Below are 13,804 nucleotides of genomic sequence, written 5' to 3' on the forward strand. Positions count from 1 at the left end.
AATCGCACCAAACTTCATGGAAACATCCTTTGAAAAACAAATAAAAGCCCGAACAATTATACGGAACATTCATTAGCATCTTCGTATAATTGTTCGGAATTATCCTTGGCTGGAATACTTATGTCCCAGCCTCTTTACATATGGATAAATTATACTATAATAAAAACAAAGGTCAAAAAAGGTCAAAAAGGAGTCTGGTAAAATGAATGTAGAGCAGATGACAGAAAGAGTCCAATTAGCAATAACAGAAGCGCAATCCCTTGCAATAAAAGAAAGTCATCAAGAAATAGATGATATTCATTTGTTTTTGGCTATTCTTCATCAACAGGATAATTTATTGACTACCATTTTAAATAAGCTACAAAAAGATCCAAATAGGGTTATTGATAAATTAACAGAAGAATTGAAGAAAAAGCCACAAGTTTCGTTAAGTGGTGCTCAACAAGGAACAGTATATATAACAGCTGGTTTGCAGCAACTTCTAACGAGAGCAGAAGAAGAGATGGCTGAATGGGAAGATGAATACTTATCCGTAGAGCATCTCATTCTTGCAACATATAAAGTAGCACAGTCTAAGGTAGGAAGTATATTAAAAGAAGATATTCCATTAACAGAAATGAAAAGAGCAGTAAAAGAGATAAGGGGGACACAAAAGGTGACAAGCAAAAATCCCGAAGCGACATATGAAGTACTTAGTAAATATGGTCGAGACTTAGTGGAAGAAGTAAAATTGGGAAAACTGGACCCAGTAATTGGTCGTGATAATGAAATCCGGAATGTAATCCGAATCTTATCAAGAAAGACTAAAAATAATCCAGTATTAATTGGAGAACCTGGAGTAGGTAAAACAGCAATTGTAGAAGGCTTAGCCCAAAGAATCGTTCGAAAAGATGTGCCAGAAGGCTTAAAGGATAAAACTATTTTTTCTTTAGATATGGGTGCATTGGTGGCAGGAGCTAAATTTAGAGGGGAATTTGAAGAACGTTTAAAGGCGGTTTTACAAGAAGTTAAAAATAGCAATGGACGCATCATCTTGTTTATTGATGAATTGCATACAATTGTTGGGGCAGGAAAAACAGACGGTGCAATGGATGCAGGAAATATGCTTAAGCCCATGCTAGCAAGAGGAGAGCTCCATTGTATTGGTGCTACAACATTAGATGAGCATCGCCAGTATATTGAAAAGGATCCAGCACTTGAGCGTCGTTTTCAGCAGGTGCTTGTTTCGGAGCCGACTGTAGAAGATACGATAGCAATCTTAAGAGGGTTAAAAGAAAGATTTGAAATTCATCATGGCGTGAATATTCAAGATCGTTCGATTATTGCAGCAGCAACTTTATCGGATCGGTATATAACAGAACGCTTTTTGCCAGATAAAGCGATTGATTTAATAGATGAGGCTTGTGCGATGATTCGTACAGAGATAGACTCCATGCCTATTGAAATTGATGAACTTACCAGAAAAATTATGCAGCTAGAAATTGAAGAGGCTGCCTTACATGGGGAAGAAGATTTACAAAGTAAAGAGAGACTAGCTGTTATTGCAAAGGAACTAGCTAATTTAAGAGAACGTTCTAATGCCTTAAAAGCAAAATGGCAACAGGAAAAGGATGCTTTGCAATCCATACATGAGAAAAAAGAACAACTCGAACGGAAAAAGAGAGAGCTAGAGGATGCAGAAAATAATTATGATTTGAATAAAGCAGCCGAGTTAAGACATGGAAGTATCCCAAAATTAGAAAAAGAAATTAAAGAAATGGAAGAAAAGGCAAAGCAAGAACAGGAGAATCGTCTCCTTCGTGAAGAAGTGACAGAAGAGGAAATTGCCAATATTGTTGCTAGATGGACAGGAATTCCTGTATCCAAATTAGTAGAAAAAGAACGAGAAAAACTATTACGACTAGAATCGATTCTTCAAGAAAGAGTTGTTGGCCAATCAGAGGCTGTCCAGTTAGTTAGTGATGCTGTGCTAAGAGCAAGAGCGGGAATAAAAGATCCGAATAGACCAATTGGCTCCTTTTTATTTCTAGGCCCTACTGGTGTTGGAAAAACAGAACTTGCAAAAACATTAGCAGCAACGCTTTTTGATAGTGAAGAGCAAATGATCCGTATCGATATGTCTGAGTATATGGAAAAGCATGCTGTGTCTCGTTTAATCGGCGCTCCTCCAGGATATATAGGATATGAAGAAGGAGGACAATTGACAGAGGCAATCAGAAGAAAACCATATTCTGTTGTCCTATTAGATGAAGTGGAGAAAGCTCATCCGGAAGTATTCAATATTTTACTTCAAGTTCTTGATGATGGCAGAATTACAGATTCAAGAGGTCGAACTGTTGATTTTAAAAATACAGTTATAATCATGACGTCTAATATTGGTTCCCATTTATTATTAGAAACGGGAGAGGCAGAGGAAATACCAGAAGAAATAAGAGAGGGAGTCATGAATCAATTAAATGGTCATTTTAGACCAGAATTTTTAAATAGAATCGATGAAGTGATCTTATTTAAACCTTTATCTTTAGAAAATATTAAAGATATTGTTTCAAAGCTTGTTGTTCAATTACAAGCGCGGCTTACTGATCAGCATATCACCATAGAAATGACAGAAAAAGCGAAAGAATTTGTTGCAAGAAATGGCTTTGATCCAAAATTTGGCGCAAGACCACTTAGAAGGTTTTTACAGAAAACAATAGAAACACTGCTAGCAAAAGAGATAATTGCTGGTAAAATAAAAGAAATTGATCATGTTCAAATTGATGAAGAAAATGCACATATTATTTTAAGACATATGTAGTAACTTAACCTTAATAAGGACCTGAATACAGTTAGACAATATAGTATTCAGGTTTTTTTATTTAAGATCATCACTTACAAGAAAAAAGGTGATTAAGTAATATATACAAAATAGAGGAATTCTTCCACTATTTTTGCATATTATTTAATCACCATTTACTACAATATTCATGTTTTAGTGAGAACCTTCTTCATGAGTAGGTTCATCTGGAATAATTGCTGATAAAATGAAAACTAATACTGAAAAGACAGCTGTTAGGATTAGCCCCATTGAAAAACTAAAAGGAACCCCATTCATTGAACCAACAACATAAACTAACATTTGAGCAAGTAAAAATGTCCAAAAAATTGTCATTATGTAACGCAACCGAATTCACCTCTTTATAGCTTGCTTATCATAATCATCTTACCACATTGTAGATAAATAATAAATGTGATTAATGTAGCTTTCTTAATTTCTTCACTTTTTATGTATTAATAGTATGCACGCATAGGCTATTCAGTCATTCTTCTGGTGAAAAAAATTGATTCGATTTTTTCAGCATTTAGTCATGTAACTCCGCATTTCTTCTTTAAATATAGGCAAACTCCCTTACGTTTTAATAAAAGAGACATACATTATTAAAAGGAAAATGCTAAAAAGGAGTTTTTAAGATGGAGAACCGGAACTTCCAGCTAGATACCGAATGGAACATGATACATTATCCTCATCGACCTAATGGTTTCGGTATCTTAATAATTGGAGACGAAAGAAATTTTGTAACAGACACAAATAGTTTTTGGAATCAAAATGAAGGAAAACGTAACTTAATTGAATCGTTACGGGATAATGGATATACGATTTTTTATTCCAATCTTTATGGAAAGAACTGGGGAAGTGAAAAAGCCTTACAATTGGCTAGAAGATTATATGAACATATTATTCGAACAGAAATATTGAACCAAAGAATTCATATTATTGCTGAAGGCATGGGAGCACTGACAGCGATTCGATTGATGATGGAGATGAAAGATAATATACGCTCTGTTGTTTTGTTAAACCCGATTTTATCTTTGAAAGAACATTTAGAAAGAGAGAAAGAGCATAAGTTTTTTATAAAAAAATTAACCAATGAAATAAGTATTGCTTTTAATACAAATAAGCATGAATTATTCGAGCTAGTAAAGGAGAAAAAGGAGTATCAATTAGAGGAGACTGACATACCAACAAAAATTATTCAAATTTTGCATAATGGTAGATCCTATTATCAATCACATGGTTTAAAAAAAGCTTCTGTTATTTGGGAAGAAAAAAATCTGCCTATTTTCGTTTCCTATGTTTTACCAGAAAAACGGAGTGCCATTCCGAAACAAATTGCCTCGTTTTTTAAGAAGTATGAAAAAACATTATGAAAAAAATGATGTTGTTCTAATAGCATTTGCTAAAAGAACAGCATCATTTTTTTCCGTTCTTAATGGTCAGTAAGGCCAAACCGTAAACTGCTGATAATCTAGGAAGTTAGGTGTTGAAACTCATCCGCAAAGGTTCGGTAAGTAAAATTTGTAGGAAACGCTTTTGTTAAGCTGCGAAATATTTGTCTTTTCCGATGCATATGATACAGTAAGTATTTTGTATGGGAGGCTTTTTAATGAAGAAAGCTGTAATATTCGGTGCATACCATTTTCTTGGGTTTCATATATGCTCAGCGTTACTTGAAGAAGGAGAAGAAATAATTGGGATAACTTATCCTGACCTAGTAGTAGAAGACCTAGATGAGAAAAGAATGGAGATAGGTCGAAATGCAAATTTTAGTGAAAAAAGCTTGGCTGAATTTACGTCTATTCTCCAAGATACAAACATAGAAGTTTTATATTTTGATTTCTATACGCTAAAACAATTATCGAAATATGATAAGGTGAAAAATCTGTTTTCAGAGTACAGTGATAAAAAGGAATCACAAAATAAAAGGTTCGTTTTTCTAGTAAATGTTATATCCATAGAAACGGAATTAGATTTTATTACATCCATAAAAGATATTCTAAATGGTTATGCGATGCAAGTAGTATATTTACCAACACTATATGGACCCTGGCAGCCTAGTGATTTTCTATTTCAACAGGTCATTGAAGGAAAAGAGCAGAAAAATATTCAGTTAAATATCCGAGAATATACAAATGATGCAATATTTATCGAAGATGCTGTAAAGGAAGTAGTAAAACAGACAAAGAAAGGACAAAATAATGATATTCTATTAAAGAGTACGGAAATAAACCATTGGCAAAGATGCTTAGAACAATTAAAATGGGATATGCCAAAAGGATTAACGAAAGATATAAGTTTCTCCAGTTATTTACAAGAAGTGATGGTTGAAAATAAAGAAACGATAAAAGATAATTTAGAACAGCAAAAAAAGCATCATTTATTATATAGAATTTAGTAGTATTATAGGAGTAATTACCATGAAAAGTATATTAACGAACATCCGTAAATCGATTTTTAGGAGAAAGATTATTTTAATCATTCCTATAATTGCGTGTGTTCTTTTTCTTTTCCTATTCTTTTATGATTCGTCTGAGAAAAAAGGAAAGATAGACAAAGTAGGTCTCTTTGTGGCTGGAACTGTGAGTGATCAAGCATGGGGAACGCAAGGGTATAAAGGTTTATTAAATATACATACAAAGCTTGGCCTAGACGTGTTTTATAAAGAGTCAATCGACTCTTATACAGTTGCAGAAAGAGCAGTGAAGGAGTTTCAAGGGAAAGGTGTTAATTTAATTTTTGGTCATGGGGGAGACTTTGTGCAGTACTTTAATATCCTTGCAAATAAATATCCCTCCATTCACTTTGTCAGTTTAAACGGAAGAGAACTAGCAACACAAAAGAATACAAGTAACATTAGAATGGAAAATTATCCGATGGGCTTTTTTGGCGGAATGGTTGCCGGTTATATGACTAGAACAAATACGGTTGGAGTTATCGGTGCTTACGAATGGCAAGAGGAAGCCAGTGGATTTGAAGCAGGGGCTCACTATATCAATAAGGATGTAAGGGTTCTTGAAGAATTTGTCAATGATTGGGATGATCGGGAAAAAGCGATGGGTCTGTTAGATAATGAAATTAGTCAAAATGTAGACATTGTTTATCCAATTGGTGATGGCTTTCATGTAGATATCATTGAAAGAATGAAAGAAAATGGATTATATGCGATTGGATATATTTCAGATCAGTCTACAATAGGAAAATATACGGTATTAACAAGCACGATTCAAGACATACCTAAGCTGTATGGCCAGGTAGCTCAGGCGTTTGATGAGGGAAAACTGAAGTCTGGGAATCAATTATGTGGGATTAGAGATAATACCATTTTTCTAGGGGAATTTAGTCCCAATGTAGATAAAGAATTTGTAGAAATATTGCAGAAGGAGCTAAATCGGTATAAGAAAACAGGAAAGTTGCCAAATGAGAATTAAAAGAGAAGACAATAAAAAATCATTTTTTCTAAAAAAAGGCTCAGACGCTCTTTTAGAAAAAATGATTTTTATTATGCAATAAATCAAGTTTAAATTAATGACTATAAATATAAAGCGACTAATTAATACCACACTCTGCACTATTATGTGCAAATAAAGGTATTAATGTAATAAAGAATGAGTCTTATACTTAAACCATAGAAATGAAAACGCTTAATGATGAGGAGGAAAAGTTGGATGGATAATTCTTGGTTAAACCTTGAAGGAAAAGTGGCAATTGTAACAGGAGGATCTTCTGGGATTGGTTATTCCATTGCTAAAGAGTTAATTAATAATGGTGCAAAAGTAATTATCTCCGATTTAGTAGGAGAAGAGGGACCACAAGCGGACAGAGCATATCTTATTAAATGTGATGTAACTAATAAAGAAAGCGTTGAACAAATGGTTAGTAAAACAGTTGCAGAGTTTGGAAAGATTGATATTTTAGTAAATAATGCTGGGGTTAATTTACCGAGATTATTAGTAGATGTAAAGGGTGAAAAACCACAATATGAATTAAATGAAAAAGATTTTGATTTTATGGTTGCTGTTAATCAAAAAGGTCCGTACTTTTGTGCCCAAGCAGCAGCAAAGGAAATGCTGAAACATGGAAAAGGTGTAATTATCAATGTTGCTTCAGAAGCAGGACAAGAGGGATCAGCAGGTCAGAGTTGCTATTCGGCAACAAAAGGGGCATTAATTTCGTTTTCTCGAGCATGGGCTAAAGAGTTAAGTCCTTATAATATTCGCGTAGTAGCGATTGCTCCAGGAATATTAGAAAAAACAGGATTGCGAACAGATGCTTATAATGAGGCTTTAGCTTATACTCGCGGAGTGACGGTAGATGGATTATCAACTGATTATAGTAAATCAATTCCAATTGGCAGGGAAGGTAAATTACAAGAAGTTGGAGATTTAGTATCGTATCTTGCTTCGGATAAAGCTAGCTATATTACAGGAACAACCTTTAATATATCAGGCGGGAAGTCCCGTGGTTAACAAACTAATGATTCATGCATAAATCAGTTAATTCACCAGCGCTTTATGATATATTTAGTAAATTGAATATAAGCATTGTGCATATATGAGCAATACGATATAAGGGTGTGTAATGGAATGACTGATTTAAATACAAGTAATCGGATAAGGCAAATATTCGAATTAACAACTAAGAAAATGTACTGTCCTTTGGATTATCTTGCCCAGCAAATGGGGGTAAGTACAAGAACAGTTCGACTGGTAATTAATCAATTTAATAAAGAATTACAAGGAATAGCAGAATTGATTAATGAAAGAGGGAAAGGGTTTTGTTTAAAAATCAATGATCAGCAAAAACTTAACAAGGTTATAGAAAACCTTAATGTATATTCGCACAAGGTTGATTCACCACAAAAAAGAATTGCCACTGTTATAAATATGTTATTGAATGATGACGGAATAATAACAATGGATGAAATGGCTTTTCAGTTAAACGTCGGAAGAACAACACTAGTGAATGAATTAAAAAAAGCCTCAGTAGCTCTAGAAACGTATAATCTTGCCATTAAAGGAAAACAGAACAAGGGGATGTACTTAAAGGGAAGAGAAATTGATTTGCGATTTTTTATATTGGATAATTTATTTTCCTATCTTTTTACCGAAGATCCGTTGGATGAGGATATTAAAGAGGAAATTATAAACATCGCTAATCATTACGACTTTGAGATAAGTACGAGAGATAGGTTACTTCATTCCATTATCATTATGCTTGATCGTCTTTTAAAAGGATATTCAATAAAAGAGATGGATGATAAATACCATAGGATAGTAAATTCACCTGATTTTCATATAGCCTTAGAAATAGGCAAAGTGCTTGAACAGAAATTATCGATAAACATACCTAGAGATGAGATTGTTTTTATTGCATTGCCAATCGTCGGGAGAAGGACACCAATTAATAGTCATTCCATTGAAGGTATTACAGTGACAAAGGAAATCACGAATTTATTAGATAATAGCATCATTTATTTAGGCTTTAATTTAAATAAGGTAAAAGAAAGTGGAGATTTTTACAAGGATTTACAATATCATCTTACTTTCATGATTAACCGTCTAATGTTTAATATCCAATTAAAAAACCCTTTATTAGATGATATCAAAGAAAAGTATCCTTTGGCATATCAAATGTCAGAAATAGTTGGAGAAAGAATTTTCAAAGAATATGGAATGAAAGTTTCAGAAGAAGAACTAGGATATATCGCACTATATTTTGGTGTTTTCATCGAAAATAATAAGGAAAATCTTAAGAAATTGGAACAGGTAGTTATTGTTTGCGGAACAGGTAGAGGGACAGCAAAAATTGTAGCAATGCAGCTGAAGAAAATACTCGACCCTCATACTAAAATAGATATTTTTTCTGAAAATGAAGTAAGTAAGAATACATTAGATAAGTACGATATTGTCTTTTCGACAGTTAATATACCTTATGCCATTCAAACGCCGTTAGTAATCATTAATGAAATCTTTGATGAGAAAAAGGTTCTCAAACAAATTGAACGTATTAGTTACTTAGATAAATTTAAGATAAATGAAAATAGTAGTACAAGTTTCCAATCTGTTATTAAACTACTACTAAATAAACAGAAATTCTTTATTTTGGATAAGTCGTTAAGTTATTCAGAAAATTTAAATCGAATGGTTGATCAACTCGTTTTAAATGGTTACGTCGATGATGGCTTCAAACAGCGCTTGCAAATAAGAGAAGAAAAAGGTTCGATGATATTTGATAAATATATTGCACTTCCACATACCATCAATTATCAGTCAGACAAAATAGAGCTAGCAATAGGTATTTTTCCAGAAACAGTCTGGCAGGATAATTATGCATTAAAGATAGTATTTTTATTAGCTCTACCTGAGAATACAGAATATGATGCTAGTTTATTAGTGAAAATTTATGATGAAATTATTAATATATCTTCTAATACTAATTTGGTGAATAAGATGGTTTATGTTGAAAACTATGAAGATTTATGTCTTTATCTTGAAGATGGCGTTAAAAAAGATAGTTAGGAAGTGAAAGAATGGAACTAATTATTTTGATGCTTTTAATAGCAGGAGCATTTGTTATTCAAATGGGGTTAGGATTTTTACAGATTAAACATTTTACAAAGGGCTATTCGGAACTAAGAAGAATGGGGAAAGTAGCTATTGGCAAGAAACCTGGTCGAATTAAAGCGGGGACAATCGTCTTATTTGCAATCAACAATAATGGAAGAATCCTTGCCGCAAAAAAAATGCAAGGAGTAACTGTCATGGCGAAGTTTCGTGATTTGCCAGGTTTTCTTGATAAAAATATTAGAAATTTAAAAGAAGAAGATTTAAAGCATTGCAACAAATTATTAAGGGATGCAATTTTAGATGCTTCCAATAATTATAAAATTATTATGAGTGGCGGCGTAGTGCCGGAAAAAGATAGTTTCTTTAAAAGAATGATGATACGTGCAGAAAATGCAGTTTCATTTAAAAAATAGGCTGTTTTCGTAAAGTTTGTTGCTATGACCTGCAGCCTGAATACACTCCGCTTTCCGTGGGGCTCGCGCTGAGCCGCGGTCTGCCTTTGGCCTGCAGGGTCTCAGGTTGTCTCGCTAATCCCACAGGAGTCTACGTGTATTCAGGCTGCTCAGATTTCCTCATTAATTGATTTTTTCTATTGAGAAAGCAACAATCTTATAGAAAACAGCCAAAAAATAAGAAGAGGTGGATTTCATGGATTATATCATTAAGTTTGCTGAAGGGTTTAGAAATTTATTTGATACAGGAGCAGAGACCTTTATTTCATGGATGACAGGCATTGTACCAGTTGTTTTGTTATTACTAGTAGCGATGAATACAATCATCCAATTAATTGGTGAAGATCGCATCAATCGATTAGCGTCGGCATCTTCAAAAAATCCCTTATTAAGATACTTAGTTTTGCCATTATTAGGAACATTCATGCTAGGGAATCCGATGGGCTTATCTTTAGGAAGATTTTTACCAGAGAAGTATAAACCTAGTTATTATGCATCTGCTTCTTATTTCTGTCACACAAGTAATGGATTATTTCCTCACATTAATCCAGGCGAACTATTTATTTTTCTAGGAATTGCAGCAGGTATTGAACAATTAGGATTTAGTACGGCAGATCTAGCAGTTAGATATTTCCTTGTTGGAATAGTAATGAACTTCTTTGCAGGCTGGATCACTGATTTTACAACAAAAATGGTAGAAAAACAGCAAGGAATCAAACTAAGTTCCGAAGTAAAATTAAATCATTAAAATGGGGGATTCCATTATGGCACAATATCGAACAATAAAAATAAAAAAAGGAAATGGTGGATTTGGTGGTCCATTAATTGTTACACCAACGGAGCAACGAAATAAAATTGTGTATATTACTGGTGGAGGAGCAAAACCAGATATTGTAGATAGAATTGCGGAATTAACTGGTGCTGAGCCAGTAAATGGATTTAAAACATCTGTACCAGATGAGCAAATTGCAATTGCTATTATAGATTGCGGCGGGACATTAAGATGTGGTATTTATCCACAAAAGAGAATCCCAACGATTAATATTATGCCTACTGGTAAAAGTGGACCTTTGGCAAAATTTATTACAGAAGACATCTATGTATCTGCAGTAGGATTAAATCAAATTGAACTTGTAGAAGAGGAAGCTTTATTAGAAAATGCTAGTGCTGTAGAAAAGGAAAAGGACACTCCTAAGAAAGAGTATAAATATAGTTCAGATAAAAAAATCTCTCAAACCTTGGCTGAAAATCAAAAACAAGGACTGCTTACCAAAATAGGTCTTGGCGCTGGTAAAGTTATTAGTACTTTTTATCAGGCTGGTCGTGAAGCAGTTCAAACATTAATAAACACCATTATCCCATTTATGGCCTTTGTCTCTTTATTAATTGGTATTATTCAAGGATCAGGAGTCGGAAACCTATTTGCTAAATTAATGTCACCGTTAGCGGGAAATATTATTGGTCTATTATTAATCGGATTTATTTGTTCCCTGCCGTTTCTTTCTCCTTTATTAGGACCTGGAGCAGTAATTGCACAAATTATTGGAACTTTGATTGGTGTTGAAATTGGAAAAGGAAATATCCCGCCAAATTTAGCATTGCCAGCCGTTTTTGCAATTAATACTCAATGTGCTGCTGATTTTATTCCAGTTGGGTTAGGCTTAGCAGAGGCAGAAGCAGAAACAGTTGAAGTAGGCGTACCGTCAGTACTCTACTCTAGGTTCTTAATAGGTGTACCACGAGTGTTTGTGGCTTGGTTAGCAAGCTTTGGATTATATAGTAATTAAGAATATGGAAAGTTGTAAGCGATAAAAACAATGAATGGAGGCGAATGGCATTATTCAATATGCCGAACAGGATGAAAACAATTTACGAAAACACAATTAATAGCATAGGGCCATTAGCCACAACTTTTTTAGAGGAAAAAATGATTATTCTTTTTGGGGATGGAGCACCTCAAGAATTAGCAGAGTTTTGCTATGGGATTGAAATAGTTGATGTAGAGGATAGTATTAAACCAGGTCAGAAATTATTAATAAATAATGAATCATTTGAAATTACCTCTGTAGGTGAAATTGTAGAACGAAACTTAACATCTATCGGCCATATTACGATCCGGTTTGATGGATCAACTAACCCTGAATTACCTGGTACTCTTTATATAGAAGATAAAGAAATGCCAGTTTTTGAAATTGGTACTAAGTTGAAAATAGTTTCAAAATAAGAACAAAATGATAGGAGACTTCCAACTCGTTTTTTAATCCTTGCATGAAGTTAGCTAAATTGTTGCATGATTAGATCGTTAAAGGGAATCTCCTATTGTAATTTTTAAATGTTTTATCCACACTTAACAGGCAGTAAGAACCCCACCTCATGCTGAAGAATATCGAGGAAGTTAGGTGTGGAAACTCTTCAGGCTACAAGTTACGGTAACCAGAAAAAACTTTACGAAAACATTCTATTTATAAAGGGGGAATTTACTTCATGAGACTTTATATTGATTCAGCAAATCTTACCCAAATTGAAAGAATAAATGAATATTATCCTATTTCGGGTGTAACAACAAACCCTTCTATTCTCGTAAAAGAGAAAAAGCATTATACTCAATCGCTTCAAGAGATTCGAAAGATAATAGGAGAAGAAAAGGAACTTTTTATCCAAGTTATTGCAGATAGTGCTAGTGAAATAGTAGAGGAAGCTGAATATTTCCAGGAGTTGATTCCAGGGAAAAACATTATAAAAATTCCAGTTACACAGGAAGGAATAAAAGCAATAAAACAATTAACCTCCAAAAATATTCCAACGTTAGCTACTACCATTTATACACCATTTCAAGCATTGATAGCTGCTAATGCAGGAGCAAAATATGTGGCTCCTTATGTTAATAGAATCGATGATTTATCAGGAGATGGAATCCGAGTAGTAAGTGATATTATTCATTTATTTACTATTCATAAAATCAGTACTGAAGTATTGGCAGCAAGTTTTAAAAACGTAAACCAAGTTTATCAAGCCTGTTTATCTGGAGCACATTCAGTGACTGTAGCTCCAGAAATAATCGAAAAGTTAATTGCTTTTCCAGCAACTCAAAGAGATGTGAAAGTATTTCAAAGTCAATGGAACGAAGCGTACGGTAATGAAATTGGAAAGGAGTGGTAACAAGTATGGAAACAAACCAGATTGTTTTTTTGATTTAGATGGAACGCTTCTAACAAGCGAGCTTAAAGTGTCCGAAAGTTCAATAGAGGCAATAAAAAAGCTAAAAGAAAAAGGGATTGAGCCTATTATAGCAACAGGGAGAACTTTAATGGAAATTGGCTATATTTTAGAAGCGACGGGCATCAATTCAGTTGTTGCGATGAATGGACAGTATGTAATGTATAAGGGAACTGTCATTTATGAAAATCCATTAGAGGTAAGAAAGGTTAAAGAACTGCACTTAGAGGCAATAAAAAATAGGCATGAAATGGCCTTTTATAATGCTGCAAAGATAAGTGTTACGAGTGAGGGCTCTACTCTAATCAGGAAAAATTATGAAAGAGTAGGGGGGAAATATCCTCCGATAAATAAAGGCTTGTACGATCAAGAGGCTATTCATCTAATGTTAATCTTCTGTGAACCTGGTGAAGAAACCTTTTATCAAGAGAAATTTCCACATTTTCAGTTTATAAGAAATTCACCTTATGGATGTGATATCTATCCGGCTGGTAAGTCAAAGGCTACAGGTATAGAGTATTTACTTTCGCATTTAAATTGTTCTGTAGAAAATACATATGCATTTGGAGATGGATTAAATGATTTAGAAATGTTTGAGCTAGTAAAATATCCAGTTGCAATGGGAAATGCTTTTGACATTGTTAAAAAGTCAGCCACTTATGTTACAACAAGTAATAATGAAGATGGTATTGCAAATGGATTACGATTATGTGGAATTATATGAGTCTTTAAATCCTCTATAAAAAAGGGGT

Annotated in this window: 13 protein-coding genes; 12 read left to right on the forward strand and 1 reads right to left on the reverse strand. The window is 33.7% G+C overall.

Going from position 1 to position 13,804, the window contains the following annotated elements; genetic code table 11:
• Window positions 1-202 precede the first annotated feature (202 nt).
• Window positions 203-2,797 (forward strand): ATP-dependent chaperone ClpB, encoded by a 2,595-nt coding sequence (gene clpB / locus NKG37_RS13430; protein WP_169188120.1) that lies wholly within the window; start codon window positions 203-205, stop codon window positions 2,795-2,797.
• A 174-nt stretch (window positions 2,798-2,971) separates the two neighbouring features.
• On the opposite strand, the gene NKG37_RS13435 is transcribed toward clpB, so the two are convergent.
• Window positions 2,972-3,151, reverse strand: coding sequence for a YjzD family protein (locus tag NKG37_RS13435; protein WP_016204631.1), 180 nt, complete (start codon window positions 3,149-3,151; stop codon window positions 2,972-2,974).
• Between the two features lie 299 nt (window positions 3,152-3,450).
• On the opposite strand from NKG37_RS13435, the gene NKG37_RS13440 reads away from it, so the two are divergent.
• The 11 genes from NKG37_RS13440 to NKG37_RS13490 all read left to right on the forward strand — a co-directional run bounded on the left by NKG37_RS13440 (window position 3,451) and on the right by NKG37_RS13490 (window position 13,776).
• The gene (locus tag NKG37_RS13440) at window positions 3,451-4,188 is read left to right on the forward strand and encodes a lipase family protein (RefSeq protein ID WP_016204632.1); all 738 of its coding nucleotides are present in this window, start codon (window positions 3,451-3,453) and stop codon (window positions 4,186-4,188) included.
• A gap of 236 nt (window positions 4,189-4,424) precedes the next feature.
• Window positions 4,425-5,213 (forward strand): Rossmann-fold NAD(P)-binding domain-containing protein, encoded by a 789-nt coding sequence (locus NKG37_RS13445; RefSeq protein WP_016204633.1) that lies wholly within the window; start codon window positions 4,425-4,427, stop codon window positions 5,211-5,213.
• A 22-nt stretch (window positions 5,214-5,235) separates the two neighbouring features.
• A complete protein-coding gene (locus NKG37_RS13450) occupies window positions 5,236-6,246 on the forward strand; it encodes a BMP family ABC transporter substrate-binding protein (protein ID WP_169188121.1) in 1,011 nt (336 codons plus the stop codon).
• 237 nt (window positions 6,247-6,483) lie between these two features.
• Window positions 6,484-7,284 (forward strand): SDR family oxidoreductase, encoded by an 801-nt coding sequence (locus NKG37_RS13455; RefSeq protein WP_169188122.1) that lies wholly within the window; start codon window positions 6,484-6,486, stop codon window positions 7,282-7,284.
• A gap of 117 nt (window positions 7,285-7,401) precedes the next feature.
• Window positions 7,402-9,336 carry a BglG family transcription antiterminator gene (locus NKG37_RS13460; RefSeq protein WP_169188123.1) on the forward strand — a complete coding sequence of 645 codons (1,935 nt, stop codon included), beginning with the start codon at window positions 7,402-7,404 and terminating at the stop codon, window positions 9,334-9,336.
• A gap of 11 nt (window positions 9,337-9,347) precedes the next feature.
• The gene (locus tag NKG37_RS13465) at window positions 9,348-9,797 is read left to right on the forward strand and encodes a transcriptional regulator GutM (protein ID WP_169188124.1); all 450 of its coding nucleotides are present in this window, start codon (window positions 9,348-9,350) and stop codon (window positions 9,795-9,797) included.
• 235 nt (window positions 9,798-10,032) lie between these two features.
• Window positions 10,033-10,584 carry a PTS glucitol/sorbitol transporter subunit IIC gene (locus tag NKG37_RS13470; RefSeq protein ID WP_169188125.1) on the forward strand — a complete coding sequence of 184 codons (552 nt, stop codon included), beginning with the start codon at window positions 10,033-10,035 and terminating at the stop codon, window positions 10,582-10,584.
• 16 nt (window positions 10,585-10,600) lie between these two features.
• A complete protein-coding gene (locus tag NKG37_RS13475) occupies window positions 10,601-11,623 on the forward strand; it encodes a PTS glucitol/sorbitol transporter subunit IIB (protein ID WP_169188126.1) in 1,023 nt (340 codons plus the stop codon).
• Between the two features lie 44 nt (window positions 11,624-11,667).
• Window positions 11,668-12,060 carry a PTS glucitol/sorbitol transporter subunit IIA gene (locus NKG37_RS13480; RefSeq protein WP_224427407.1) on the forward strand — a complete coding sequence of 131 codons (393 nt, stop codon included), beginning with the start codon at window positions 11,668-11,670 and terminating at the stop codon, window positions 12,058-12,060.
• Between the two features lie 260 nt (window positions 12,061-12,320).
• Window positions 12,321-12,995: a transaldolase family protein gene (locus NKG37_RS13485; RefSeq protein ID WP_169188127.1), complete on the forward strand. Its 675-nt coding sequence runs from the start codon at window positions 12,321-12,323 to the stop codon at window positions 12,993-12,995.
• A complete protein-coding gene (locus tag NKG37_RS13490; protein WP_254414791.1) occupies window positions 12,973-13,776 on the forward strand; it encodes a Cof-type HAD-IIB family hydrolase in 804 nt (267 codons plus the stop codon). Before NKG37_RS13485 ends, NKG37_RS13490 begins: the two co-directional genes overlap by 23 nt.
• The last annotated feature ends 28 nt before the right edge of the window (window positions 13,777-13,804 follow it).

Origin of the sequence: Niallia sp. RD1, from assembly GCF_024219955.1 — a bacterium.
Classification (GTDB): domain Bacteria; phylum Bacillota; class Bacilli; order Bacillales; family Cytobacillaceae; genus Niallia; species Niallia alba.

Bases quoted from the DNA above. Each gene is read 5' to 3' on its own strand.
- clpB (WP_169188120.1), top strand. From the start codon at position 203: ATGAATGTAGAGCAGATGACAGAAAGAGTCCAATTAGCAATAACAGAA.
- NKG37_RS13435 (WP_016204631.1), bottom strand. From the start codon at position 3,151: ATGACAATTTTTTGGACATTTTTACTTGCTCAAATGTTAGTTTATGTT.
- NKG37_RS13440 (WP_016204632.1), top strand. From the start codon at position 3,451: ATGGAGAACCGGAACTTCCAGCTAGATACCGAATGGAACATGATACAT.
- NKG37_RS13445 (WP_016204633.1), top strand. From the start codon at position 4,425: ATGAAGAAAGCTGTAATATTCGGTGCATACCATTTTCTTGGGTTTCAT.
- NKG37_RS13450 (WP_169188121.1), top strand. From the start codon at position 5,236: ATGAAAAGTATATTAACGAACATCCGTAAATCGATTTTTAGGAGAAAG.
- NKG37_RS13455 (WP_169188122.1), top strand. From the start codon at position 6,484: ATGGATAATTCTTGGTTAAACCTTGAAGGAAAAGTGGCAATTGTAACA.
- NKG37_RS13460 (WP_169188123.1), top strand. From the start codon at position 7,402: ATGACTGATTTAAATACAAGTAATCGGATAAGGCAAATATTCGAATTA.
- NKG37_RS13465 (WP_169188124.1), top strand. From the start codon at position 9,348: ATGGAACTAATTATTTTGATGCTTTTAATAGCAGGAGCATTTGTTATT.
- NKG37_RS13470 (WP_169188125.1), top strand. From the start codon at position 10,033: ATGGATTATATCATTAAGTTTGCTGAAGGGTTTAGAAATTTATTTGAT.
- NKG37_RS13475 (WP_169188126.1), top strand. From the start codon at position 10,601: ATGGCACAATATCGAACAATAAAAATAAAAAAAGGAAATGGTGGATTT.
- NKG37_RS13480 (WP_224427407.1), top strand. From the start codon at position 11,668: ATGGCATTATTCAATATGCCGAACAGGATGAAAACAATTTACGAAAAC.
- NKG37_RS13485 (WP_169188127.1), top strand. From the start codon at position 12,321: ATGAGACTTTATATTGATTCAGCAAATCTTACCCAAATTGAAAGAATA.
- NKG37_RS13490 (WP_254414791.1), top strand. From the start codon at position 12,973: ATGAAATTGGAAAGGAGTGGTAACAAGTATGGAAACAAACCAGATTGT.